This window comes from Stenotrophomonas sp. YJH_SMC_58 (assembly GCF_059369635.1).
Genome location: NZ_JCAFSW010000007.1, coordinates 145,424 through 171,318 on the forward strand (window position 1 = coordinate 145,424; position 25,895 = coordinate 171,318).

The window sequence follows — 25,895 nt, forward strand, 5'->3', positions numbered from 1 at the left end:
CGGGGAAAAAGCGGGCGCTGCGGTCAACGCGAGTCGTCCTGCCTGGCGACCAGCGCCAGCGTCTCGCGCTCGCGCTGCTCCTCGTGCACCAGCCGTTGCAGCAGCAGGGCCAGGGTTACCACGTCCTGGTGGTTGTGGTCGGCCACCCGGCGCAGGTTCACCGCGTCGCCGCCGCGCAGGAAGCGCAGCCATGCGCCGGGCGCTTCCGAGCCGGGCAGGTCGTCCTCGCGCACCACGCGCAGCAGCTGGCGCTCGATGGTGGACAGCCTGCAGTTCTCCCAGGTGCCGCGATAGCGGCGACGGGTGGGGTAGAGCAGGTCCACATGGTCCAGCGCGGTGATCGGATCGCGTTGGCGCGCCAGCCGGTAGCGCGCCTTCAGCAGCGGCGCATCGTAGCTGCGGCCGTTGTAGCTGCAGAACACGGTGGAGGGCTGCAGCCAGCTGGCGAAGGTGGCCAGCATCGCGTCCTCGGCGGCCATGGTGGACATCAACAATTGGCGGATGCGCAGGCCTGCGCCACGCTGCGGGCACACGTACCAGTCGGCCGCGCCGATCATGAAGGCACGCGTGCCGGTGCCACCGGCCAAGCCGGTGGTCTCGGTATCAAAGAACAGCAGGTCGCGCGCAGCTACGTGCTGGTCCTCGCGCTTGGCGAAGGCCAATGACAGCGGCGCAGTCGGGATTGGTTGCGGCTGCAGCGATTCGATCAGGAACAGGCCCGGCGCGATCTCCTCGCCGGGCAGCTGACGATCCTGTGCACTGGCGCGCGCCGGCGCGGCTCCACCGCGCGAACGCAGGCCGAGCAGGCGATGCAGACCGCCCACTTCCGGCCGACGCAGCGGTGCGGGTGCCGGTGTGGAAACCGCAGCGCCGGTCGGCTTGTGGCGGATCTCCTGTTCGACCCAGGCGAACACCGAACGTTCGGCCGGTGGTTGCCGCGCATCGTTCGCGGCCACGGGTGCCGGTGGTGCAGGGGGCACGTCCGGCGCGGCCGGTGTGCTCGCCTTCGGGTCGCCGGCCTGCCGGCGCAGCAGGCGCAGCTTGTCCAGGCTCAGGCTCACGGTGCCAGCAGCTCCATCGGGTCGCGCGTGGTCACCACCACGTCGGGCACGTGCTGGCAGGCGTCGGCATCGAACAGGTCGAGCACACGCAGCGCCAGCGCGCGCGGCGAAGTCTCATCGTCTTCCTGCGCGGCCAGCACCGGGCCCACGCAGGCCGGGCAGCCGGCCCTGCAGTCGCAGCGCTGCACCAGTTCGCGCGCGCGCTGCACCAGTTCGGCCTGGCGCTGCCACAGCGGTTCGCTGAGGCCGACGCCGCCGGGGAAGTTGTCGTACAGGTACACGGTCGGCACGAACTCCTGCAGCAGCTCCACCCCACCGGGATCGCCCTCGCTGCCGCGCAGCTGGCCGCGGCCGCTCTGGTCGGCGATCGCGAACCAGGAACCATCGCCGTTGCCCACCGACTTCTGCAGGTCGCGCGCATCGGCCATCACCGCCACGGTGGCGACGATGTGCAGTGCATACGCGGCGCCGAGAAAGCCATCCAGCGCATCCTGCTTGCTGGCGAACGCGCGCAGCAGCAGCGCCTGCGGCAGCTGCCACCACACCGCAGTGGTGTGCAGTTCCTGGTCGGGCAGGTTCACCGGCCCGTAGCCGATGTTCTCGTGGGTGTAATAGCGGATCTTCTTGTAGCCGGCCACGCGGCGCACCACGTGCACTTCGCCATGATGCGAATCGCCCCGGCCGGCCACGCCGCCATCGAAACGGTCCAGCACCTTGAGCTTGGTGAAGTCGATGCTGTCGGTGTAGTAGTCCACGTGGGTGCGGGTGACGTAGGCCTTGCGCCCCTCCCAGTCCAGCGTCTCCACCTGGTACGGGGTGGACTGCACCATGTGGATGGCGCCCTCGTACAGGGTGAGCGCGGCGGCGGAGTAATCGACCTCGGCGATGATCTGCTGGCGGCCATCGCTGCGGTCGACCACCACGAAGTTGCCGTCGGCCACCGCACGCAGGCTGACCGCGTTGGCCGGATAGCTGTCGGCGATCCATTCCCAGCGCTCGCCTTCGCGGTGGATCACTTCTGTCTCTGCCAGCGCTTCCAGGAATACCTCCGGATCGATCGGGCCGAAGCCATCGCCGACCCGGAACGGCAGCTCGAAGGCCGCGCAGCGGATATGGTCGAACAGGATCAGCGGCTGGTCCGGCGCGATGCGCGCGTGCTCGGGCGAGGCCTCGGCGAAGAAGTCCGGGTGGCGCACCACATACTGGTCCAGCGGCTGCGAGCTGGCCACCATCACTCCCAGTGCGGGTTGCTGGCGGCGGCCGGCGCGGCCGAAGCGCTGCCAGGTGGCCGCCACGCTGCCGGGGTAGCCGTTGAGGATGACCACGTCCAGACTGCCGATATCCACGCCCAGTTCCAGCGCCGACGTGCTGACGATGCCGTCGATGTTGCCGGCACGCATCGCGCGCTCGGTCTCGCGCCGCTCGGTGGGCAGGTAGCCACCGCGGTAGGCGCGGATGCGCGGCGGTTTGCGCGGGTCGTGGTCGAAGATGTCCTTCAGGTACTTGGTCAGCACTTCCACCATCAAACGTGTCTGCGCGAACACCAGGGTCTTCAGCCCGGACTTGATCGCGATGCGCGCGATGCGGTTGCTCTGTGAGCGCGCCGAGGCGCGCAGGCCCAGGTCCGGATTGATCACCGGCGGGTTCCACAGCAGCACCTGTTTCGGCCCGCTGGGCGCACCGGATTCAGTGATGGCAGTCACCGGGGCCTCGATCAGCGCCTCGGCATGCGCCTGTGGGTTGCCGATGGTGGCCGAGCACAGGATGAACTGCGGTTTCACGCCGTAGAACGCGCAGATGCGCTTGAGCCGGCGCAGCACGTTGGTGACGTGGCTGCCGAACACGCCGCGATAGGTATGCACTTCGTCGATGACGATGTAGCGCAGGTTCTCGAAGAACTGCGCCCACTTGGTGTGATGCGGCAGGATGGCCTGGTGCAGCATGTCCGGGTTGGACACCACGATGTCGCCATGCAGGCGGATGGCCTGTCGTGCATCGCCGGGCGTGTCGCCATCGAAGGTGAAGGCCTTTACGCCCAGATCGCCGGCGCGGTTGAGTTCCAGCAGCTCGGCCACCTGGTCCTGGGCCAGTGCCTTGGTCGGGAACAGGTACAGCGCCTTGGCCTTGTCCTGCATTGCCGCGCTGACCACCGGCAGGGTGTAGCACAGCGACTTGCCGCTGGCGGTGGGGGTGACGATGGCCACGTGCTCGCCGCGCTGGCTGGCCTCCCAGGCTTCGGCCTGGTGGCTGTAGAGCTGTTCGATGCCACGCGCCTTCAGGGCGGCGGCCAGGGCAGGCGGAACTGAATCGGGAATGGGCGCATAGCGGCCTTCGCGGCCGGGAATGGCAAAGCTGCCGGTGATGCGGTCCTGGTAGCGGCGCTGCAGGCGCGCGCTGAGCAGGGCGCCGTCGCGGGCGGGCAGGCCGTCGCGCGTGGCGAGCTTCTGCTCGGCATCGGCGGTGCGCTTGGCGAGTTCGTAGGCCATGGAAGATGGAGCCGGGACGGATTGCGAGGGGTCACATGGCACCACACTCACGTCTCAGGATGTGAGACACCGCACACGGAGGGCGTGAACCGTTCAGTGCCCGCGTCCCGTGGCGTCGCCGCATCTCCCCTGGCTGAACAGCTGCCAGTGCAGCAACGAAATCTGAAGCCGGCATCCGTATCCTTGGGCGCTGGACGCAACCAACAGGTGGATGGCTGTGGCACGACGTGGAACGCAGGGAGCCCTCTTGGCCGGCATGCTGCTGGCCGGCATCGCGCAGGCGCAGCAGGCCACGCCGGTGGCGGTGCCCGATCCTGCGCCCGTTCCCCCGGTGGATGCTTCGGCGGCAACCACCGCACCGATCTCCACCGCTCTGCCGCAGGACAACGTCACCACCCTCGGCGAAGTGCGTGCGCTCAAGCCGGAAGAGGAGCCGCTGGATCTTTACCGCTTCAAGAACCCGGTGAAGTTCGGCGACAACCGCTTCAGCCGTGACTGGAGCGAACCGCCATCGCCGGAGCAGGTGAGCATGGGCGGCGGCTACATCATGATGGGCGTGGTCAAGGGTGTGATGGCGGCGGCCAAGGGGATCAACAAACTCACCGGCGGGCCTTCGCAGATCCAGGCCGCGGTGGCGCGGCCACCGCCGGAGCTGAGTGCCGAACAGCAGCAGCGTGCGCTGCGGTTCTCCCAGGAGCAAGGTGCGGGTGATGCGTCGCCGGTGAAGTAGGCCGGTATATCCTGCCGGCTTCCCCACCAATAGTGCTGCCATGTTCCTGCGTTCGATCTGCCTGATGGCCGCGTTGCTGCCGGCCTCCGCCTTCGCTTCCGGCATCGCCGATGACGGCGCCTGCCGCAATGGCGCGTTCCCGTCCGAACAGAGCCGGTTTGCACTGGCGCGGGTGGTCGATGCACCGCGCCTGTACCTGCTTGGCGACATGGACGGCTGCCCGGCCAAGGGCGAGCCGGCCTGCCGACAGCGCAGCTATGTGGTCAACGGCGATACGGTGGTGACCGGGCGCGACCTGGGCGCTTATCGCTGCGCGTTCTTCCCGAACAGGGTGGGTGGCAGTGCCGGCTGGGTGGACCGCAGCAAGCTGCAGCCATTGCCGGTGGCCGTGCCGTCGCTGCAGGACTGGGCGGGCAACTGGAAGGACGGCGACAACGGCCTGCGCATCACCGTGCAGGGTGGGCAACTGCATGTGGAGGGGGACGCCTACTGGCCCTCCGCCAACCCCACGCCGGAGCAGCGTCCCTACGGACCGAACATGGGCCAGGTGGAAGCGCGCGCCGCGCCGCGCGGTGCCGACGTCGAGTTCGTCGAGGATACCTGCAAGGTACGCGTGCATTCGCTGGGCGAGGTGCTGATCGTGGCCGACAACAGCGAATGCGGTGGCATGAACGTGCGCTTCAACGGCGTGTACCGGCGCGCGGGCTCGCGTTGAAGAACGCCTGACGGAGGGGGTCAGAGCCCTTTCGCGGGCGAAAGGGATCCGACCCCGGGTCAGCGCCGCCGTTCCAGCCACCATAGCAGCGATGCGCACAACACGAACGCCAGCCACCACGGCCAGCGTGAGCCCGGCACGGGCTGCATCACCGACGCGTTCGCCGACGTGCTGGAGGCCAACGCCTGCGTGGTCGCATCGATCATCGCCTGTCGATGCAGTGCGGGTGCGTGCTTCGGGTCGAACACATAGCGCCAGACAACGCTGTCGCCATGCTGCAGGCGCTGCCAGCCTGCCTCACGGGGCCACCAGCCGGCGCAGCGCAGCGCCGACGTTGCATCATCGGCGATCAGCGGCACGCTGTCGCCACGCGGGTTGAAGGCCTGCAGCGGCGCCTGCACGCCGCACAGCGCCTGCCGTTCGCCTGCCCAGCTGATGGGCTGTGGTGACCACAGCGCATCACCGCTGCCCTGCGCGCGTGCCAGCGTGGCAACCACGTCGCTCCACAGTTCGCCGTGGCGGTCATCACGGCCTGCCAGCACCCAGCGCCAGCTGTCGGTCAGCGGCAGCAGGCCGATGCGGCCCTTGCCGACCGCGCGCCAGCCGCCGACGGCCTGGCCGCCCCGATCGTGCAGCAGCGCGTTGCTGCCCGGCGCCTGCAACGCCAGTGCTTCCAGCGAAGGCAGCGCGGCACTGTGCGAGCTGCGGTCGGCCTCTTCGCCGTAGCCGGTCGGCAATGTGCCAGCGGCGAGCGGGCCACGGCGTGCGGCGAGGATCGCGCTTTCGCCATCGCCGGGAAGTTCGAGGGGGTGGCTGCTGCCATCACCCTGCACTGGCAGGCCCAGATCGCGAAGGCGTTGCCGCGCGCTGGCCGAAGGTGCGCCCGCACTGCGCACCAGCACGCCCAGTCCATCGCGCAGCGCCTGGCGCACGGCGGCCAGCTGGCCCGCACTCAATGCCGCCAGGCTGCGCTCGTCCAGCAGCAACAGATCGCTGCGCGTGAGCGATGCTGCATTGATCGACACCGCGCCATCGCCGATGCTGAGTCCGGCCCCGGTATCCGCCTGCACCTGCACACGGATGCCTGCATCGGCTGCCCAGCGCCGCAGGTACTTCAGCTCTGGACCCGGCGCGCCGGCGCGCACCAGCAGGCGCAGCGGTGCCGACGGCAGGGTCTGCTGCGGCACCGGTACGCTGTCCACCACATGGCCGTCGGCATCGAGCAGGCGCAGCTGGAACACGCTGCGGCCTTCGGCGCGGGCGATACCACTCAGCTGCACGCGGCCGTCGTCGGCAACCTCCGTGCGATCGACCACGCTGTCGGCCGGGTCGAGCAGTTCGGCCTTCGCCTTGGCCGCGCCACGCGCCTGTGCCTGCACGTCGAAGCGGGCACCGGGTGCGACATCGGCCGGCGGCTGCAGCGCGATCCAGCCGCGCGGCTCCGGTGCAGCCTGCCAACGCACATCCGGCGGCAGCACCGCGTCGCGGTCACGTGCGACCAGGCCCGCACCGACCAGCGTCAGCGTGGCGGCCGGATGCTGGCGCAGCGCGGTGGCCAGGTCGGGTACGCGCTGTGCGCCGGGCACATCGGCAGCTTCCGGCAACAGCAACAGCGGGCCTTCGCTGGCCGGGAGTGCGCCGGCCTTGCCGGCATCGACGCCAAGCACGACCAGCCCGCCTGCGGGTTGCTGGCGGTTGGGGGGCGCCAGGCAGAAATACAGCAGCGTGGCGACGACGATCTGCAGTGCGATCACGACCCACCGGCGGCCGGGGTGCGCTGTGTCCGCACGCAGCTGGCGCACGCTGGCGATGACCACGATCAGGGCGAGTGCCGGTGCAATCCACAGGTTCACAGCGGAGGCGTTCATGGCTGCGCCTCCAGCGCGTCGAGGTAGCGCTGGCCCATCGCATCGGCGGCACTGCGCCGCATCGCCTGTGGCAGCGGACGCTGCAGCGCCCGCCACAACTGTGCGCGCAGGCGCTGGCGACAGTCGCCGCAGTCGGGCTCGATGCGCAGCTGCTCGATGGCCGCAGCCAGATCGAGTGCATCGGGCAGGTAGGCGGCGTTGCGCTGCTGCCAGGCCGCCAGCGCATCGAGATCCGGTGCGCCGTTGTCTTCACCGAGGCGTTGCCAGGCTTCAACGATGGCCGGGTCCGGCGGGGTTCGCGCGGCCAACGGCAGTTCACGACTGGCCAGTCCGGCGCGATCACCGCCCAGCCGGCGGCTTTCATCGATGGGTGGCAGCTCCGGCCCGACCCGGGCCAGGTAGATGCGCTCGGCCTGCTGCACCTGCTTGATGAAGCCCAGCGCCTTGTAGGCAAATGGCAGCGCCTGCTCCGGGCGGCCCTGGCGCAGCTCGCCTTCGGCCGACCACATCTGGTCCAGCGCGGCCTTCAACGTGGCGCGGGTCTGCGGGTCGAGCAGGGTGGTCGCCTCGGCGTGGTCATGGGTGTGCCCGTATTCGGAAAGCACGTCGGTCTCGCTGCCGAACACCGGCGGGATATCTGCGTTGGCTGTACTGCCATGATCGTGGCCATGGTCGTCTTGCGCGCCGGCCTGCGCGCCATGGTCGTGTCCGTGATCGTCGTTGTGGCCGTCTGCGGTCGGCGCATCGCTGGTGGGCAGGTCGCTGGTCGGCGGCGGCTTCGCCGCACCTTCGCTTTCCTCGCCCAGGAACTGGCCGTAGCGCAGGCGCAGGATGCGCTGGTCGACACCGATCGCATCGCTGCGCTTCACGAAGTCCTCGGCGGCCAGGCTGCGTCGCTGCCGGATCAGCGCTTCGGCATCGATGATGATCTGCCGCTGGCTGCGGAAGTACGCAGGCAGGGTCTTCTTGATGCGGCCCTCGAGCTCTGCACCGAGCGCGACTTCGGCGCTGGGCAGGCGCAGGATCACGCTGCTGCTGCGCCCGGTCTGCGGGGTGGGTGCATGATTGTCGCGTACCTCCAGCTGGGCGATCACATCGTTGCCAGGCTGCGCGCCCAGCGCAGCCAGATCAAGGGTGTGGGCGAAACGCCGCGCGGTGGCTTCGCCGCTGCCGGCAAGCGTGACGCTGCGCTTCACGAAGGTGATGTTCTCACCGCTGCCCTGGGTAGTGGTGATCGACAGCGTTGCCTGCGCCGCGACACCGTAATCGTCGCTGGCCTCGAAGCGCAGTGCCCACTGCCGTTGCCCCGGCGTGCCCAGCACCAGGCTGGCCGTGGGCTCCAGTACGCGCACGCTGGGTGCACGGTCGGCCACCACATCCAGCCGATGCAGGCGGGTCTCTGCCAGTGCCGGTTCGCTCACCACGCGGTACAGCAGCGGCATACGTGCCACATCCTGCGCCTGCCACTGTCCTTCGCGCTCGCTCAGTGCCAACCGGCGACCATCGTGGAACTGCAGCCATGCCTTGTCCGGGGCGCGGTCGAAGCGCAGGGACCAGGACAGCCGGCTGTCGGCGGCAACCTTCGCATCCAGCGCATTCTGGGTGAGCGTGGCCTGGCCGGTATAGGCCGGCGCGTCGATGCGCAGGCGGGTGGACTGCAGGCGCAGCGGGCCCGCAGCAGCAGCGCTGCCAGGCGTCGGCGTGCGGACAGGCACGGAGCCGGGGCTGGAAAGTGGCCAGCCGAATGCCAGCACAACAATGGCCAGGCCTGCGATCCAGTACAGCGCCAGTGCCCCACGCGGCCAGCGCGGACGCAGCTCCGGCATCGCGTGTTCCAGCATGGCCAGCACATGCACACGCTGGCGCTGCTGCAGCGGATTGAGTGTGGTTGTGTCGGCGAACAGCAGATCGGCACTGTCCTCGCTGGCACCGCTGCCATCGAGCTGGCGCTGCAGCCACTGCCGGTCCAGCTGGCGGGCACGCGCAGTGACGAAGACCGCGCAGGTGAGCAGGCTGACCGTGCCGACGACGCAGGCGATATCGAAGCCTGCAAGACGCAGGGCCAGCACCGCGGCGGCCAATGCCCATGGCAGGCCCAACAGCAGGGTGATGAGCGCACGGCGGCGGCGTGCGCGTTGCCAGGCGTGCTGCAGGGTGTTCATGCGGCCACCCTGCGCCGGGTGCTGCTGGCCATCCAGCGTTCCAGCGCGAACAGCAGCACGACGGCCAGCAACAGCCAAGGCGTGGGCTCACGCAGCGGTGGTGTTGCAGCAGGCAATGCGGCCCGCTGCGGTGCCTGGTCACGTGCATCGCCCAGGCGCGGGGCCGTAGGCGGCTGCAGCGCCAGCAGCAGGGCACGTGGCAGGCGCGGATCGCGCAGCGCAGGGTTGCTGGCGGCATTCCAGCCACCCGGCAGCGCCAGCAGATAGCCGTGGCCGATGCGTTGCTGCCACAGCAGCGGTGCGCCCTCGGCATCGCGCAGCAGGATGCTCGTGCTGGCAGCAGGCTTGCCGGCAGTCATGACACGACCGCCGCCGCGCAGCCACGCCTGCCAGTTCGCCGGCAGTGCATCGCTGCGGCTCCACACGCCGATCTCGCCGCGCTCCGGCAGGGCATCCGCCGGCAGCGGAGCAAGCGGTGCCTGCACGCCCCACCCGCGCTGCAGTGCGTTCAACCAGCGCTGGGCAGTGGCCGAAGCATCGCTGTGCACGCGCAGGCGCGGCGACGTCGCGGCACTCGGTTGCGCAGTGACCGGTATCGGCTGCGTGTGCCATTGCACGTCGCGCGACAGCTGCAGGCGGGCCCCATCCAGGCTGGGCAGGGGATCGGGAACGTGCACGGTCAATGCGGTGCCAACGGGCAGCTGCGCGTCCAGTTCGCGCAACAGGCTGGGCAGGGGGGCGGTTGATGCAGATGGCGCCTGATCGATGCCGGGGAAGCCGGGTGCCAGCCAGTGCCAGTTGCCATCCTCGGCCGTTCCACGCAGGGCCGTAGCATCCAGTCCCGGCGCTACCACGGTCCATGCAGCGGGAGGCGCCGTCGGGCCAGTCAACGCAGGTCGTGCCAGCAGCAGGGCCAGCGCGGCCAGCAACAGCAGGCGCACCAGCAGCAACGGCCAGTCATCGAAGCGGATGCGCTGGCGCGGCCGCATCTGCGCGCGCAGCCAGCGCAGCGCGGCGAAATCCAGTGGCGTGTAGGGATGGCGACGGGCCAGGTGGATCAGCAGCGGCAGCAACCCTGCAGCGAGCGCGGCCAGGCCGAGCGGGAACAGCAGGGTCATGCATCGCCCCCACGGCCAAACAACGCCTGCAGCGCCTGGTCCAGCGGCTGGTCGAGCCAGCCTGTGGCACTGGCAATCCCGTTGGCCTGCAGGCGCGCATGCAATGCGCTGCGTGCGTCGGCGAAGCGCTGCAGGTAGTCAGCGCGGATCGCCGCGCCATCGCCCAGCAGTTCCTCGCCGGTCTCCGGGTCGCGGAAGCGGTGGCCGGCGTCGAACGGGAAGTCGCGCTCGTCGGCGGTGAGGATCTGCAGCAGTGCCACTTCGCGGCGCGCGCTGGCCAGTTGTTCCAGCAGCACGATGCCGGCGTCGTCGAAGCCATCACCGATTGCCAGCAGCAGGTCGCCCGGGCGCACGCGCTCCCACAGCGGGCGCAGGCGATCGGCCGCAGGCCAGGCGCCGCGCGCCTGCAGGGCGTGCAGTTGCAGATGCACGCGATCACGCTGGCGCGCGCCGTTCGCCGCAGGCACCAGTTGCAGGCCAGCGCCATTGATCGCCAGCAGGCCGAAGCGATCACCCTGTTGCAGGGCCAGTTCAACCAGGCACGCGGCCACGCCACGCATGTGGTCCAGGCGCGTGCGCTGCGGTACCGCGCGATCAGCCTGGCCGGCCGAGGCGGTGGCATCGAGCAGCAGCCAGACCGTGATCGGGCTTTCGCGCTCGGACTCACGCACGAAGAAGCGGTCCGAGCGTGCATACAGCTTCCAGTCGATCTGGCGGAGTTCGTCACCAGGCTCATAGGCACGGTACTGGGCGAATTCGAGGCCGGCACCGCGGCTGCGGCTGGCGTGCTGGCCGATGCCACTGGCACCGCTGGCCAGGCGCGGTCGCAGCCGCAACATGCGCAAGCGCGCACGCAGTTCCGGCGGCAGGGTCAACGGCGTACCTGCGTTCACGCGTGGCTCAACCCGGGAAGGGCACGGCCTGCAGCAGCGCGGCGACCACGTCGTCGGCACGCTTCTGCTCGGCCTCGGCGGCGAACGACAGCAGCAGGCGATGGCGCATCACCGGCGCGGCCAGCGCCTGCACGTCCTCGCGGGTGGCGGCGAAACGGCCCTGCAGCAGCGCGCGTGCCTTCGCTGCCAGCACCAGCGACTGGCCGGCACGCGGGCCGGCGCCCCACTTCACCCATTGGTTGATCGCCGCCGGAGCACCGTCGCCGGGCCGGCTGGCGCGCACCAGGCGGGTGATCCAGGCGAGCACATCCGGGCTGACATGCACCTGGCGCACCGCGGCCTGCAGCGCGATCACCGCGTCGGCATCCATCACCGTCGGCACCGCGTCGGTGGCACCGCCGGTGGTCTGTTCCAGGATCTGCCGCTCCTCGTCTTCGCTGGGGTAATCCACCAGCACGTGCAGCAGGAAGCGGTCCAGCTGCGCTTCCGGCAGCGGGTAGGTTCCGGCCTGCTCGATCGGGTTCTGCGTGGCCAGCACGAAGAACGGCGCGGGCAGCGCGTAGGTGGTACCAGCGTAGCTGACCGTGCGTTCCTGCATCGCTTCCAGCAGTGCGGCCTGGGTCTTGGGTGGGGTGCGGTTGAGTTCGTCAGCCAGCAGCAGGTGGGTGAAGATCGGGCCCTGCTGGAAGCGGAAGTGGCGATGGCCGGTGCCGTGGTCTTCCTCCAGCAGCTCGGTGCCGAGGATGTCGCTGGGCATCAGGTCGGGGGTGAACTGCACGCGCCGGAACTGCAGCTCCAGTGCCTGGCCGAGCGAGCGCACCAGCAGGGTCTTGCCGAGCCCGGGTGCGCCTTCCAGCAGGCAGTGACCGCCGGCCAGCAGGCCGATCAGCAGCTGCTCGACCACGGCGTTCTGGCCCACCACGGCGCGTGCGAGCGCGGCGCGCAGCTCATCCAGGCGCGGCAGCAGGGAATCGAGGTCGGGGGAGGTCATGGGCGTGCAGGTCCTATCAGTTGTTCAACGCGTACATCACGATGTTGACGCCGAAGCGGGTGTTGTCTTCGGCCAGGAAGCGCTTGTTGCGCCAGTCGTAGTCCCACTCGCAGCCGTAGTCCTTGTTGCTGTACAGCAGGCCCAGGCGGCCCTCGACCTCGATGCCCTTCAGGTAGTCGTGCACCAGGTCGTCGCCCCAGCCGTTGAGTTCGAAGCTGGTGGCAGGCGGGCCATCCGGGAAGCGGAAGAAACTGCGGTACAGCGGGTGGCTGTTGGGCAGCTTCTGCAATGCCCTGGGCCCGAACAGGCGACCCATCTGCGCCTCGAACGAGGTAGCGAACAGGCCGTCGATATCGTGGTTGCAGTCGTCGACGAAGACGAAGCCGCCATTGCGCACGTAGCGCACGAAGTTCTGCCGCTCGGCGGCGTTGAACTCCACCAGCGTGTGCCCGGCCAGGTAGCAGAACGGCGCTTCCAGCATGCGTGGGTCGGCCAGCGCCACCACGTGTTCCTGCGGGTCCACGCGCAGCGAGGTGTAGTCGATCAGCGAGGTGATCAGGTTGGACGGCATGCGCGCGTCCACGTCCCAGTCACCGGAGTCGTACTGAAGGCGGGTGAACCAGAAGTCGTAGCGCGAACTGCGCGGGCCTGCCTGTGCCCAGGTTGGCAGCGCCGCCGCCGAAGCGGCAGCGGCCAACCAGCGCAGGCAGGCCCGGCGATCCATCAGACCGCGTCGGACAGCGAAGTGAAGGTGAAATCGCGCAGCTTCATCGGCGGGATCATCATCACGTAGCTGGATTCATCACCGGCCACGCGCACCGGCTTGCCCAGCTCTTCGATGTTGTTGAGCATGATCACCGGCGATTCGTTGAAGCGGAAGTTCTTCACCGGATGCTTGATCTGGCCGTTCTCGATGTAGAAGGTGCCGTCGCGGGTCAGGCCGGTCAGCAGCACGGTCTGCGGATCGACCATGCGGATGTACCAGGTGCGGGTGACCAGGATGCCCTTCTGGGTGCCGCGAACCAGTTCGGCGGTGCTCTTGTCGCCACCGCTCATCAGCAGGTTGCCCGGCGACGCCTTGGCGGTCTTGCCCTGCTTCTGCGCCCAGAAGCGCGAGTAGTCCAGGTTGGCGATCCTGCCGTTCTCGATGATGGCCATGCGCTCGCGGGGCAGGCCCTCGTTGTCCCACGGCAGCACCGGTGCGTCCGGGTGCCATGGGTCGGCGATCATGGTCACGCGCGGGTCGTAGACCTGCTCGCCCAGCTTGTTGCCGCCGCCCTTCTTGGACAGGAAGCTGCGGCCTTCATCGGCCGAGCGTGCGCTGAAGAAGTTCATCATGAAGCTGATCAGGCCGGCCGCCGCAGCCGGCTCCAGGATCACCGTGTACTTGCCCGGTTCCAGCGCTTTGGCTTCGGCCGATTCGGTGGCCTTGCGCATGGCGATGCGGATGTCCTGGTCCGCCTTGAAGTCAGCCGCATCCTTCAGGTTGCGGCCGACCCAGCCCGAACCACGGCCATCCTCGGTGCGCACGGTGCAGGTGTAATTGAAGTTGGTGGTGCGCTGGTAGGCGAAGTTGCCGTTGCTGTTGGCAGTGGCCTGGAAGCCCTGGCCGTCTTCGAGGAAGCCGGCGGCGATCAGGCCATGGCCACGGCAGGGCGCGATTGAATCTGCGGCAACCTTGGCACGGAACGCCGGATCGATCGCGGCAGTGGATTCGCTGAAGGTGGGGCTGGCGCGGTAGGTCTGCTTGCCGATGGCCGGCATGAACTCCGGGTTTTCCGGGGCCAGGCGGGCCAGGTCTTCGGCACGGCGCACCACGCGTTCCAGCGCGGCATCGTCGAACTCGTTGATCGAGGCCGTGCCGACGCGCTTGCCGAAGGCAACGGTGACCGCCAGTTCGGTGTTGTCGACGATGCCGCTGGTGGAGACATTGTTCAGTGCGAAACGGATGTTGCCGTCGATCGCGCCGGCCAGCACGGCGGTGCATTCGTCGGCCTTGGACAGGGCGATGACCTTGTCGAGGATGGCCTTGGCCTGGGCTTCGGTGAAGATACTCATGGTGTAAGGGCTCCTGACCGATCAGCCGAGGCTGCGTGCGGTGTTGATGACGTTGATGCCGTTGAAGCGCGCGGTGGACGAACCGTGCGAGACCGCCGAGACCTGGCCCGGCTGGCCCTTGCCGTCGAAGAACGAACCGCCCAGGCGGTAGTCACGCTCGTCGGCCACGGCGGTGCAGGCGTTCCAGAACTCCGGCGTGCGGATCTGGTAGGCCACGTCTTCCAGCATGCGGGTGATCTGGCCGTTCTTGATCTCGTAGAACAGCTGGCCGCCGAACTGCGCGTTGTAGCGCTGCTGGTCGATCGAGAACGAACCATCACCGATGATGTAGATGCCGTTCTCCACGTCCTTGATCAGGTCCGGCACGCTCAATGGCTTCTTGCCCGGTGCCATCGACACGTTGGCCATGCGCTGGAACTGCACGCTGGACCACGAGTCGGCATAGCAGCAGCCGTCGGACTCGGTCTTGCCGAGGATGTGGGCCTGGTCGCGGATGGTCTGGTAGTCCACCAGCTTGCCGTTGCTGATCAGGTCCCAGCGCTTGCACTTCACGCCTTCATCGTCGTACGCCACTGCGCCGAGGCTGCCCGGCTGGGTCTTGTCGGCGAAGATGTTGACCAGTTCGCTGCCGTACTGGAAATGCTGTTCGCGCTTGTCCAGGGTGGCGAAGCTGGTGCCGGCGTAGTTGGCCTCGTAGCCAAGCACGCGGTCCAGCTCCAGCGGATGGCCGATCGACTCGTGGATGGTCAGCCAGGTGTGCGACGGGTCGAGCACCAGGTCGTACTTGCCCGGCTTCACCGACGGTGCCTTCAGCTTTTCCTGCGCCTGCCTGGCAGCGGCGATGGCGTCTTCCTTCATGTCGTAGGAAGAACTGTAGTTGACCACGCCATTGGGGCCGACCACCTTGCCCGCGGCGGCGCCATCCAGGTACTCGTAGCCCAGGCCCATCGGCGAGGACAGGCCCGAACGGGTGCGGAACTTGCCGCTGGACTTGTCGATGGCGGTGACCGTCATCGGCGCCCAGATACGGTGCACGTCCTGGTCGATGTAGGAGCCGTCGGTGGAGGCGAAGTACTTCTGCTCGTTGACCAGGAACAGCATCGAGTTGACGAAGCTGGCACCGGCGCCCATTGCGGCGGCGTTGACGTCCAGCAGCAGGCCGACCTTGTCCTTGATCGGCACGTCCATCGCATTCTTGCGGATCGGCGTGCGCCAGCTCACCTCACCGACGCCCGGCGCCTTGGCCAGCTGCACCGGCGCGGTCTGCACGCCGGCATTGGCCTTGGCGATCGCCGCCGCCTGCTGCGCGGCCTTGGCCACATCGGCCGTACCCAGCGCATTGGTGGCGGCAAAGCCCCAGGCACCGTTGACGATCACGCGGATGCCCACGCCGGTGGACTCGGTGTTCACCACGTTCTGCACCTTGTCCTCGCGGGTGATCACGAACTGCCGCAGGTAGCGGCCGATGCGCACGTCGCAGTAGGTGGCGCCGGCCTGGCGGGCGGCGGCCAGCGCCGCATCGGCCAGGCGCTTCTTCAGCCCCAGGTCCAGCGAGCTCTGCAGCTGTTCGGCGGCGATCACCTTGCCGAAGAAGGAGGGCACGATCAGCCCGCCCGCGGTAAGCCCGGTCAGGGCCAGGAAGTCACGTCTTTGCAAGGCTGCTCTCCATGTCGAAGGATGGGTGGCTCAAGCGCCGAGACTGCGCGCGGTGTTGATGATGTTGATGCCGTTGAAGCGGGTGGTGGACGAACCGTGCGAGACCGCCGAGACCTGGCCGGGCTGGCCCTTGCCGTCGAAGAACGAACCGCCCAGGCGGAAGTCGCGTTCATCGCAGATGGCGGTGCAGGCATTCCAGAATTCCGGCGTTCGGATCTGGTAGGCCGCATCCTCGACCATGCCGGCGATCTTTCCGTCCTTGATCTGGTAGTACAGCTGGCCGCCGAACTGCGCGTTGTAGCGCTGCTGGTCGATCGAATACGAACCGCGGCCGTGGATCCAGATGCCGTTCTCCACGTCCTTGATCATGTCCTCGACGCTGAGCGGCTGCTTGCCCGGCGCCAGGGAGACATTGGCCATGCGCTGGAACTGCACGCTGGACCAGGAATCGGCATAGCTGCAGCCATGCGATGCATCGCGGCCGAGGATATGGGCCTCGTCGCGGGTGGCCTGGTAGTCAACCAGGATGCCGTCGCGCACCAGGTCCCAACGCTGCGTCTTCACCCCTTCATCGTCGTAGCCGACGGCGCCGAGGCTGCCCGGCTGGGTCTTGTCGGCGAAGAAGGTGACGATGTCGCTGCCCCAGCGGAAACCCGCATCGCGCTTGTCCAGGGTGGCGAAGCTGGTGCCGGCGTAGTTGGCTTCGTAGCCGAGCACGCGGTCCAGCTCCAGCGGGTGGCCGACGTTCTCGTGGATGGTCAGGAACAGGTTGGACGGGTCCAGCACCAGGTCGTACTTGCCGGGCTTTACCGACGGCGCCTTCAGCTTCTCGCGGGCGTGGCGGGCGGCCGCGATGGCGTCCTCGACCGGGTCGTAGGAATCGCGGTAGGCGGTGATGCCGCCGGGCAGCTGCACCTTGCCACTCGCATCGCCATCGAGGAACTCGTAGCCCATGCCCATCGGCGAGGACAGGCCAGCGCGGGTACGGAACCTGCCGCTGGCCTTGTCGATGGCGGTGGCGGTGAACGGCAGCCAGATGCGGTGGATGTCCTGGTCGATGAACGAGCCGTCGCTGGAGGCGAAGTACTTCTGTTCGTTGACCAGGAACAGGGTGGAATTGATGTAGTCGGCACCCGCATTCAGCGCGGCGGCGTTGAGCGCCAGAAGCAGTTCGACCTTGTCCTGGATCGGCACCGCCATTGCGTTCCTGCGGACGGGCGTCTGCCAGCGCACCTCACCGACCGAGGGTGTCGGCGCCAGCTGCACCGGCCGGGTCTGGATGCTGGCGTTGGCACGGGCGATCGCCGCAGCCTGCTCGACCGCAGCGCGTACGGCGGCCTCGGTCTGCTGATGGGTCGCGGCGAAGCCCCAGGCGCCGTTGACGATCACGCGCACGCCCACGCCGGACGACTCGCGGTTGGTCACATTGCCGACCTGGTGTTCGCGGGTGATGACCGACTGGTTGAGATAGCGGCCGATGCGGACATCGCAGTAGCTGGCCTTGGCGGTGCGTGCGGCGGCCAGCGCCACGTCCGCCAGGCGCCTGCGCTGGGCGGTATCGACCGGGGCAAGCAGCTGCTCGGCGGCGATGGCACGGGAATGCGGCAGCAGCAGGCCCGCCAGGCCCAGACCGGAAAAAGCCAGGAACTCACGTCGTTGCACAGCGCTTCTCTCTCTCGCTTGCGTGCGGTTGGCAATGGGCCGGACCGATCACGTCAACTCCTCGACTTTCGCCAGCGCGGGGCGTGGGGACAAGTGACTGCAGTCATGGTTGGGGGTGTTTCGGCAGGGCTGCGCCCTGCACCTGCTCAGAGCCGGAGCAACAGCAACAGCAACAGCGGGCTTGCTGAGGGATGGCGGGGCGGTGTGGGTGGGCAGGACACGCCGTAAACCCGTCCCTGGGGCTCGATGGCGCCCTCCATGGCGCCAACGGTCCTGCCCACCTACCCCGCCATCCCACAGCAAGTCCGCTGTTGCTGTTGCTTTGGCTGTTGCCGTTGCTCCGGCTTCTGCGGGTGCAGGGCGCAGCCCTGCCGAGCAACACCCCCTCGTGCACAATGGAGCCGACCCCGCCTGGACCCCGTCCTGATGTCGAGCAAGCCGTATTCAGAAGCCTGCGAGCGCAACCGCGAACCCATCGCCACCGCACTCGACCCGTGGATGGGCGACCGCCGTCGGGTGCTGGAGATCGGCAGTGGCACCGGCCAGCATGCGGCCTTCTTCGCCGAGCGCTGGCCGTGGCTGCGTTGGCAGCCCAGTGATCATCCGGACCATCTGCCCGGCATCGAGGCCTGGCGTGCGGAGACCGCGCTGCTGAACCTGTTGCCGCCGCTGGCGTTGCAGGTGGAACTGCCACCGGCGCCTGGGCTCAGCCTGCCACAGGGCAGCACGTTCGACGCCGCATTCAGCGCCAACACGCTGCACATCATGAGCTGGGAACACGTGCAGGCACTGTTCGTCGCGCTGCCACCGGCGCTGCGTCATGGTGCGCTGCTGGCGGTGTATGGCCCGCTCAACTACGGCGGCCGCTACACCAGCGACAGCAACGCGCAGTTCGATGCCTGGCTGAAGGCACGTGATCCGCGCAGCGGCATCCGCGATAGCGAAGCGGTGCAGGCGCTGGCCGCCGACCACGGATTCACCCGACTGGGGGATGTGGCGATGCCGGCCAACAACCGCCTGTTGCTGTGGCGGCTGGGCTGAACCGCCGGTAGTACCGGCCGCTGGCCGGCAACCGATTGCCAGGAGGGATGCCGGCCAGCAGCCGGCACGACCATCAGGCCACCTGCACGATGTGCAGTGCCTTCGGGTTCCGCCACTGCGCCAGCAGCGTGGCTTCCCGCGCCTTGGCCTGCGCGAAGTGGGCTTCCTTGACGTGGCCGAAGCCGCGGATGTGTTCGGGGATGCTGGCAATCTCCACCGCCAGCGCCAGGCGGTCGTCATCCAGGCCATCCAGCAGCACCTGCACGGTCGCCTCGTAGTCACCGATCAGCTTGCGCTCCATGCGGCGTTCCTCGGTGCGGCCGAACACGTCGAGTCGGCCGCCACGCAGGAACTTCAGTTTCGCCAGCAGGCCGAACGCCTTGAACATCCACGGGCCGTATTCCTTCTTCAGCAACCGGCCCTGCTCGTCCTTCTTCGCGAACAGCGGCGGCGCCAGGTGGAAGCGCAGCTGGTAATCGCCCTCGAACTGCTGCTGCAGGCGGCGCTGGAAGTCACCGCTGGTGTACAGGCGGGCCACTTCGTACTCGTCCTTGTAGGCCATCAGCTTGAACAGGTAGCGGGCTACCGTCTCGGTCAACGCAGTGGAACCGCCGATGCGCTCGGCTTCGGCGGCGCGCACGCGCTCGACCAGGCTGCGGTAGCGGTTGGCATAGGCAGCATCCTGGTAATCGACCAGGAAGGCGGCGCGACGCTCGATCATTTCGTCCAGCGAACGCGACAGGCGTGCGTCGTCCAGCGGCAGGAATGCCACGTCGCCACCGTGCGAGGGCAGGCCACGCAGCTCGCGTTCGTCGCCGGTGTTGCGCGGTGCCGCGGTCGCACCCCATTCATTGCCTTCCCACTCGCCCGGCGGCAGCGGGTGCAACGGGCCGGGGGTGGACTCGGTATCGGTGTGGCGGTTGCGCACCAGGCCGGCGGCCTGCTGCACGGCCTGCGGGTCGACCACCGCCAGGCGGCCCCAGGCAAAGGCCTGCTGGTTCATCGCCACGGCGGCGCCATTGAGTTCGATGGCGCGCATCAGCGACTCGAACGACAGCGGCACCAGGCCCTGCTGCCAGGCGTAGCCGAGGATGAACAGGTTGGCGGCGATGGCATCGCCCAGCAGCGCGGTGGCCAGCTGGGTGGCATCGAGCAGCAGCGGCTCCTGGCCGCCCAGGGCTACGCGCACACCGGCGATGATGTCGGCGGCGGGGAACTGCATGTCCGGACGGGTGGTGAACGTGCCCGGCATCGCTTCGTAGGTGTTCAGCACCACCTGCGAACGGCCGGCGCGCACCTTCGAAAGCGCCCAGTAGTCGTTGACCACCACCATGTCGCAGCCCAGCACCAGGTCGGCTTCACCGGCGGCGATGCGCACGGCGTGGATGTCATCCGGGCGGCGTGCGATGCGGATGTGCGTGGTCACCGCGCCACCCTTCTGCGCCAGGCCGGTCTGGTCGAGCACGGTCGCGCCCTTGCCTTCCAGGTGGCCGGCCATGCCCAGCAGTGCACCGATGGTCACCACGCCGGTACCGCCGACGCCGGTGATCAGGATGTTCCAGGGTTGTTCCAGCGTGCCGCGGATGGTTGGTGCCGGCAGATTGTCCAGCAGCGTGGAGGCATCGCGCTTGCTGCCCTTGCGCGGCTGGCCACCGTGTACGGTGACGAAGCTCGGGCAGAAGCCGTTCACGCACGAATAGTCCTTGTTGCAGTTGGACTGGTCGATCTCGCGCTTGCGCCCGAACTCGGTTTCCTTCGGCAGCACCGACACGCAGAAACTCTTCTTGCCGCAGTCGCCGCAACCTTCGCAGACCAGCGAATTGATCAGCACCCGCTTCTGCGGATCTTCCAGCTTGCCGCGCTTGCGGCGGCGACGCTTCTCGGTGGCGCAGGTCTGTTCGTAGATCAGGATCGAAACACCCTTCACTTCGCGCAGGCGCTTCTGCACCTCCTCCAGTTCGCTGCGGTCGTGGAACTCCACGTCGCTGGGGAAGTGCTCGCGCTGGCCGGTCCACTTGCCGATGTTGTCCGACAGCACCACGATGGTGTGGATGCCTTCGGCGCGCATCTGCCGTGCGATGTCGGGCACGCTCAGCGGGCCGTCCACCGGCTGGCCGCCGGTCATCGCCACCGCGTCGTTGTAGAGGATCTTGTAGGTGATGTTGACGCCGGCCGCGACCGCCTGGCGGATCGCCAGCGAGCCGCTGTGGAAATAGGTGCCGTCGCCCAGGTTCTGGAACACGTGCGGGGTATCGGTGAACGGCGCCTGCCCGGCCCAGGTCACGCCTTCGCCGCCCATGTGGGTGAAGGTGTCGGTGCTGCGGTCCATCCAGGTCACCATGTAATGGCAACCGATGCCGGCCAGTGCCCGCGAGCCTTCCGGCACCTGGGTGGAGGTGTTGTGTGGGCAACCGGAGCAGTAGTGCGGCACGCGCGGGAAGCTGGCGCGCGGCAACGCAAGCTCGGCTTCCTTCTGCTGCATCCACTGCAGGCGTTGTTCAATGGATTCGTTGTTGAAGAACTTCTGGATGCGGCGGCCGATCACGCCGGCGATGGTGGCCGGGGTCAGTTCGCCGGTGGACGGCAGGATCCATTCGCCACTCTCGTCGTACTTGCCGACGATGGACGGGCGCTGGCCCCAGCTGGCCGGCCAGTTGAAGAACTGTTCCTTCATCTGGCGCTCGATGAAGGCACGCTTCTCCTCCACCACGATGATGTCTTCCAGCCCCTGCGCGAAGCGCGCGATGCCCTGCGGTTCCAGCGGCCAGGTCATGCCGACCTTGTACACGCGGATGCCGATGTCGGCGCACGCGGCTTCGTCCAGGCCCAGGTACTCCAGCGCCTGCAGCACGTCCAGGTAGCTCTTGCCGGTGGTGACGATGCCCAGCCGCGCGCGCGGCGCATCCATCACCACCTTGTCGATGCCGTTGGCGCGGGCAAAGGCCTGCGCGGCCTTCACCGCATAGCGGTGCAGGCGCATTTCCTGGTCCAGCGGCGGGTCCGGCCAGCGGATGTTGAGGCCACCCGACGGCATCTCGAAGTCTTCCGGCAGCACGATGCGGCGCGCCATCGGATCGACCTGCACCGACGCCGACGATTCCACCGTCTCGGCGATCGTCTTGAAGCCGACCCAGCGGCCGGTATAGCGGCTCATCGCCCAGCCCAGCAGGCCCATGTCGAGGATGTCCTGCACGCCGGCCGGGTTCAGCACCGGCATCATCGCGCTGACGAACTCGTCCTCGCTGCCATGCGGCAGGGTCGAACTGCGGCAGGCATGGTCATCGGCGGCCAGTGCCAGCACGCCACCATAGCGCGAGGTGCCGGCCGCATTGGCATGCTTGAACACGTCGCCGCAGCGGTCCACGCCCGGTCCCTTGCCGTACCACATGCCGAACACGCCCTGCACGTTGGCGCCGGGGAACAGGTTGGTCTGCTGGGTGCCCCATACCATGGTGGCGCCCAGGTCCTCGTTCAGGCCGGGGGTGAACTTCACCTTGGCCGCTTCCAGATGCTTGCGCGCGCGCCAAAGTTCCAGGTCGAAGCCACCCAGCGGGCTGCCACGGTAGCCACTGACGAAGCCGGCGCTGTCGATGCCTTCGGCGGCATCGCGCAGGCGCTGCATCAGCGGCAGCCGCACCAGCGCCTGCACGCCACTCAGGTAGATCCGCCCCTCGTTGCGGGTGTACTTGTGGTCGAGCGTGTAATCACGGTCGAGCAGGTCGGCGGAGGAGGGCGAAGTGAGTTGCGCGGTACTGGTCATGGCTGGCCCGGTAGGATCGGCTGGCACCGGCCGCGTGCGGGCACGCGGCGGGAAAGGCGCGAATTGTAGCAGCGGGGCCGTGGTGGGCCCGGCACTCGCGCCCGCGCCGCTGCTGGGGTTAGGATCGGGGCGAGAGAGGGAGGCTGCGGTTGTGCAGCCTGGGGAGAAGGGATGTCAGTTCCAGGAAAGATCCTGGCCAGCGTGCTGCTGGCCTCGGGAGCGGCCACGGCGTGGGCCGCGCCGGCCATGCCGGCACCACAGGAGTTCTACTTCGACAGCGACCTGGCGGCGGCACCGATGGTGGCGATGCAGGGCGAAGGCGATGAGCTGGTCACCCAGCTGGTGAGGTTGCGCGAGCGCGGCCGGCGCGCGGTGGAAGCCACCGTGCAGCTGGCTTCGGTGGCCAGCACCCAGGGCCGTGCCGAGCTGGCCGACCAGCTGTATGGCGAGGCCCTGAAGGAGGCGCCCGCACAGAGCAGCGCGGGCCGTAGCGTGCGTTGGAACTATGGCTGGGACCTGCTGCGCCAGGGCAAGCCGGAGGCGGCGCTGGAGCAATGGTTGTCGTCGGCCGGCAATGCGCGCAGCAAGCCCAGCTGGGTGCCACCCACGTACGCGCTGGCCCTATGGCGGATGGGGCAGAAGCAGGAGGCCGTGCAGTGGTATGCCGCAGCAGTGCGTACCGAGCCGTCGCAATGGAGCACCAGTGCCAATTACGCGCAGCTGCTGCCGCAGTGGCGCGAGGATGAGCGCGCGTCGTTGGCCGAGGTGCAGCAGGCCTGGGCGGCGGCCCCGCCTGCGTGGCCCTGAGGGAGGGGTTCGGCCGGGTTTACGGCGTCCCCCGCGAATCCACCCCGCCCGGCCAAGCGCGGCTTTTGATGTTCACAGCCAACCAGCCGCCACGAGGGGCTGCGCCGTTCGCTGGAAACCCCTCAATCGTCCGCGGAAACCGTCCGCCCCGATGCCCACGCCCGCAGCGCCTCGACCTGCTCGGCCATCAGCACCGACAGCGGCCGCGTCGCACGGATCTCGTTCATCAGCAGCTCGGTATCCAGTGGCCGGCCTTCGGCGTGCGCCGCATACAGCCCGGCCACGATCGCCTGCTCGATCTCCGCACCTGAGAAACCATTCGCCGCGGCCGCCAGCGCTGGCAGCGCGAAGTCGTCGGCATTGAGCTGGCGCCGACCCAGATGCAGCCGCAGCAGTTCCACGCGTACCTCCGGCGAAGGCAGGTCAACGAAGAAGATCTCGTCGAAGCGGCCCTTGCGCAGCAGCTCGGCGGGCAGCTCGTGCACCTGGTTGGCGGTGGCCACGATGAACACCGGTGCCTTGCGCTCGGCCATCCAGGTCAGCAGGTAGCCCAGCACGCGGCGTGACACGCCACCGTCCTCGCCACCGCTGGCCAGGCCCTTCTCGATTTCATCCATCCACAGCACGCAGGGCGCCAGCTGCTCGGCCGAGGTCAAGGCCTGGCGCAGGTTGGCCTCGGTCTCGCCGTGGTACTTGTTGTACAGCGCGCCCACGTCCAGGCGCAGCAGCGGTACGCCGAAACCGGCGGCGGTGGCCTTGGCCAGCATCGACTTGCCGCAACCCTGCACGCCCAGCAGCAGCATGCCGCGCGGTGGGTCCAGCCCGGCCGGTGCGGAGCCAGCGATGAACGCCACACGCCGCTGGTTGATCCAGCGCTTGAGCCGGTTGGCGCCGGCCACGTCGCCGAACCGCGCGCTGTCATGCTCGAAGAACAGGTGGCCGCTGCGGTTGAGCAGCTCGAACTTCAGCCGTGCCAGCTGCGGCAGGTCGTCGTCGCGCAGCGCGCCGTCGGCGTAGATCAGCTGCCGGGCGATGCGCCGGGCATCGACCAGGCTCAGGCCCTGCAGGTTCTTCAGGATTTTCTTCACCGCCTCGCTGTCGACTTCGACGCGGCGGCCGCCGTGTTCGCGGGCGTAGGCATCGGCCTCCTCGCGCAGCATCTTCAGCAGGGCGTTGGCATCGGGCAGGCGCGGGTTGAAGCGGACCGCCAGCGCTTCCAGCTCGGCCGGCAGTTCGACCTTGGCGCCGATCAGCACCAGCACGTGCGGTTCGCTGTGGCGGCGCTGGATCAGGTCGCGCAGGGCGCGCTGGTGGCTGGCATAGCCCAGGTAGGGGTGGAAATCGAGCAGCAGGTAGACCCCGCGCTGCCCGGCCTGGCGGATCATCTGCAGGGCCGCGCTGGCGTCGGGTGGCCCGGCCGGCGGATCTTCGCTGTCCAGGTCGATGCGGCGCAGGCCCTCGGTGATCGACCACCGGTGCAGCGCCCGCCAGACGTGCATCAGCGTCTGCCGGAACAGGTCGACGATGCGACCCTCGTCCTGGGTCTCGATCACGATCAGGGGGGTGTTGGCGCGGATCAGTGCGCTCAGGTCCTGCAGCTCGCTCATGCCGGTTCGATCCTTCGGGGGCGCCACGATAGCAAAGGCGATGGCCGCAGGTTCAGCGCGGTGCTACCTCCCGTCACCACCGCCGGTGTACGCTCGGGGCACGTACCCGGAAGCGAGGCTGGCATGAAGACGATCCTGGTGGCCGGTTCCAAGGGCGGGGTGGGCAAGACCACCGTCGCCACCCACCTGGCCGCGTACGCGGCATTGCAGGGCAGGGCCACGGTGATCGCCGACGCCGACCCTCAGGGCTCCAGCACCCGCTGGGCGCAACGGCGGGCCGGGCTGGAAAGCGCGGTGCTCCCCATTGATGTGTATCGAAAGAAGCAGTGGGCGCAGAAGCTGCCCGATGGCACCGAAACCGTCATCATCGACGCACCGGCGGGCGCGTTGGCCGACGATATCCCCCATTTCCTTGACGCTGCCGACGCGGTGGTGGTGCCGGTGCTGCCCTCGGCGCTCGACATCGAAGCCATCGTCGGCTTCCTCAACAGCCTGGCCCAGAACCCGCGGGTGCACAGCCGCAAGCTGCCGGTGGGGCTGGTCCTCAACCGCACCAAGCCCTGGACCCAGACCTCGCAGCAGGCGTTGCAGATGCTGGCCGAATGGCCGTACCCGGTGGTCGCGCAGCTGCGTGACAGCCAGAGCTACGTGGTCATGACCGGCCTCGGCCGCAGCCTGTTCGACTACCGCTCGGCCCAGGTGCGGGAGCATCAGGCCGACTGGGAGCCGCTGCTGTCCTGGCTCAAGCTTTGATGCCTGCGTCACTCTTCCTGCTGCATCCTCTTCTTCATGGAAACCCGCGATGCGTGAACTGATCCTGCTGCGCCATGCCCATGCCGAACCGGCTACCCCCGGCCAGGCCGACCTCGACCGGCCGTTGTCGCCGGTGGGGCTCGCCGAAGCCGAAGCCGCCGGCAAGTGGCTGAAGGAGAACAACCTGCTGCCGGACTGCGTGCTGTGCTCACCGGCGCGGCGTACCCGCGAAACCCTGGAAGCCGTGCTCGGCACCATCGGTTACGTGGAAAAGCGCCTGGAAGACCGCATCTACGAAGCCACCCCCGGCACCCTGGCGGCATTGGTGGACGACCGCCGTGATCTCGACCGGGTGCTGATCGTCGGCCACAACCCGGGCCTGGAGCGGCTGGTGGCGTTGATGACCGAGGGCACCAGCAGCGACTACCGCGGCATGCCGCCGGCCGGCATCGCCGTGCTCGGCTTCCCGCGCGAGGCCTCGATCGAGCCAGGCGTGGCCAGCCTGAACGCATTCTGGTGGCCGTGAT

19 protein-coding genes are annotated in these 25,895 nt (G+C 68.4%); 6 read left to right on the forward strand and 13 right to left on the reverse strand.

What is annotated here, in order from left to right; all coding sequences use genetic code 11:
- Window positions 1–23: 23 nt before the first annotated feature.
- Together AC5P68_RS11370 and AC5P68_RS11375 are read right to left on the reverse strand one after the other, a co-directional pair.
- Window positions 24–1,061, reverse strand: coding sequence for a ribonuclease H-like domain-containing protein (locus tag AC5P68_RS11370; protein ID WP_049402870.1), 1,038 nt, complete (start codon window positions 1,059–1,061; stop codon window positions 24–26).
- The gene (locus AC5P68_RS11375) at window positions 1,058–3,547 is read right to left on the reverse strand and encodes a DEAD/DEAH box helicase (RefSeq protein WP_049402869.1); all 2,490 of its coding nucleotides are present in this window, start codon (window positions 3,545–3,547) and stop codon (window positions 1,058–1,060) included. Before AC5P68_RS11375 ends, AC5P68_RS11370 begins: the two co-directional genes overlap by 4 nt.
- Window positions 3,548–3,758: 211 nt before the next feature.
- Between AC5P68_RS11375 and AC5P68_RS11380 the strand changes: the two genes are divergently transcribed.
- A complete protein-coding gene (locus AC5P68_RS11380) occupies window positions 3,759–4,277 on the forward strand; it encodes a hypothetical protein (protein ID WP_049402868.1) in 519 nt (172 codons plus the stop codon).
- A 40-nt stretch (window positions 4,278–4,317) separates the two neighbouring features.
- Window positions 4,318–4,992: a hypothetical protein gene (locus AC5P68_RS11385; RefSeq protein WP_033834590.1), complete on the forward strand. Its 675-nt coding sequence runs from the start codon at window positions 4,318–4,320 to the stop codon at window positions 4,990–4,992.
- A gap of 59 nt (window positions 4,993–5,051) precedes the next feature.
- Here the strand turns inward: AC5P68_RS11385 and AC5P68_RS11390 are convergent, their stop codons facing one another.
- From AC5P68_RS11390 to AC5P68_RS11430, 9 genes are read right to left on the reverse strand one after another with little or no spacing between them, the layout of a single operon-like run.
- On the reverse strand, window positions 5,052–6,860 hold the full coding sequence (locus tag AC5P68_RS11390) for a hypothetical protein (RefSeq protein ID WP_049432538.1): 1,809 nt from the start codon (window positions 6,858–6,860) through the stop codon (window positions 5,052–5,054).
- Window positions 6,857–9,022, reverse strand: coding sequence for a membrane protein (locus AC5P68_RS11395; RefSeq protein ID WP_033834592.1), 2,166 nt, complete (start codon window positions 9,020–9,022; stop codon window positions 6,857–6,859). The genes AC5P68_RS11390 and AC5P68_RS11395 overlap by 4 nt, the downstream gene beginning before the upstream one ends.
- The gene (locus AC5P68_RS11400) at window positions 9,019–10,140 is read right to left on the reverse strand and encodes a BatA domain-containing protein (protein ID WP_033834593.1); all 1,122 of its coding nucleotides are present in this window, start codon (window positions 10,138–10,140) and stop codon (window positions 9,019–9,021) included. The genes AC5P68_RS11395 and AC5P68_RS11400 overlap by 4 nt, the downstream gene beginning before the upstream one ends.
- Complete coding sequence (locus AC5P68_RS11405) at window positions 10,137–11,033, reverse strand: DUF58 domain-containing protein (RefSeq protein ID WP_033834594.1); 897 nt, start codon at window positions 11,031–11,033, stop codon at window positions 10,137–10,139. Before AC5P68_RS11405 ends, AC5P68_RS11400 begins: the two co-directional genes overlap by 4 nt.
- Window positions 11,034–11,040: 7 nt before the next feature.
- Window positions 11,041–12,024 carry an AAA family ATPase gene (locus tag AC5P68_RS11410; RefSeq protein ID WP_049402866.1) on the reverse strand — a complete coding sequence of 328 codons (984 nt, stop codon included), beginning with the start codon at window positions 12,022–12,024 and terminating at the stop codon, window positions 11,041–11,043.
- Between the two features lie 16 nt (window positions 12,025–12,040).
- On the reverse strand, window positions 12,041–12,748 hold the full coding sequence (locus AC5P68_RS11415; RefSeq protein ID WP_231522467.1) for a DUF4159 domain-containing protein: 708 nt from the start codon (window positions 12,746–12,748) through the stop codon (window positions 12,041–12,043).
- On the reverse strand, window positions 12,748–14,082 hold the full coding sequence (locus AC5P68_RS11420) for a TldD/PmbA family protein (protein WP_005407529.1): 1,335 nt from the start codon (window positions 14,080–14,082) through the stop codon (window positions 12,748–12,750). Before AC5P68_RS11420 ends, AC5P68_RS11415 begins: the two co-directional genes overlap by 1 nt.
- Before the next feature lie 21 nt (window positions 14,083–14,103).
- Window positions 14,104–15,738 carry a TldD/PmbA family protein gene (locus tag AC5P68_RS11425; protein ID WP_033834597.1) on the reverse strand — a complete coding sequence of 545 codons (1,635 nt, stop codon included), beginning with the start codon at window positions 15,736–15,738 and terminating at the stop codon, window positions 14,104–14,106.
- Window positions 15,739–15,768: 30 nt separating this feature from the next.
- The gene (locus tag AC5P68_RS11430) at window positions 15,769–17,400 is read right to left on the reverse strand and encodes a TldD/PmbA family protein (RefSeq protein ID WP_231522466.1); all 1,632 of its coding nucleotides are present in this window, start codon (window positions 17,398–17,400) and stop codon (window positions 15,769–15,771) included.
- 426 nt (window positions 17,401–17,826) lie between these two features.
- On the opposite strand from AC5P68_RS11430, the gene AC5P68_RS11435 reads away from it, so the two are divergent.
- The gene (locus AC5P68_RS11435) at window positions 17,827–18,441 is read left to right on the forward strand and encodes a DUF938 domain-containing protein (protein ID WP_231522465.1); all 615 of its coding nucleotides are present in this window, start codon (window positions 17,827–17,829) and stop codon (window positions 18,439–18,441) included.
- 73 nt (window positions 18,442–18,514) lie between these two features.
- On the opposite strand, the gene AC5P68_RS11440 is transcribed toward AC5P68_RS11435, so the two are convergent.
- Window positions 18,515–22,201, reverse strand: a complete 3,687-nt coding sequence (locus tag AC5P68_RS11440; protein ID WP_049402864.1) for an indolepyruvate ferredoxin oxidoreductase family protein — start codon at window positions 22,199–22,201, stop codon at window positions 18,515–18,517.
- Between the two features lie 171 nt (window positions 22,202–22,372).
- On the opposite strand from AC5P68_RS11440, the gene AC5P68_RS11445 reads away from it, so the two are divergent.
- Window positions 22,373–23,008: a tetratricopeptide repeat protein gene (locus AC5P68_RS11445; protein ID WP_005407536.1), complete on the forward strand. Its 636-nt coding sequence runs from the start codon at window positions 22,373–22,375 to the stop codon at window positions 23,006–23,008.
- A 122-nt stretch (window positions 23,009–23,130) separates the two neighbouring features.
- On the opposite strand, the gene AC5P68_RS11450 is transcribed toward AC5P68_RS11445, so the two are convergent.
- Window positions 23,131–24,615: an AAA family ATPase gene (locus AC5P68_RS11450; protein WP_049402863.1), complete on the reverse strand. Its 1,485-nt coding sequence runs from the start codon at window positions 24,613–24,615 to the stop codon at window positions 23,131–23,133.
- Between the two features lie 123 nt (window positions 24,616–24,738).
- Between AC5P68_RS11450 and AC5P68_RS11455 the strand changes: the two genes are divergently transcribed.
- Both AC5P68_RS11455 and AC5P68_RS11460 read left to right on the forward strand, forming a co-directional pair.
- The gene (locus AC5P68_RS11455; RefSeq protein WP_005407538.1) at window positions 24,739–25,368 is read left to right on the forward strand and encodes a nucleotide-binding protein; all 630 of its coding nucleotides are present in this window, start codon (window positions 24,739–24,741) and stop codon (window positions 25,366–25,368) included.
- Window positions 25,369–25,417: 49 nt separating this feature from the next.
- Window positions 25,418–25,894: a SixA phosphatase family protein gene (locus AC5P68_RS11460; protein WP_005407539.1), complete on the forward strand. Its 477-nt coding sequence runs from the start codon at window positions 25,418–25,420 to the stop codon at window positions 25,892–25,894.
- Window position 25,895: the final 1 nt, after the last annotated feature.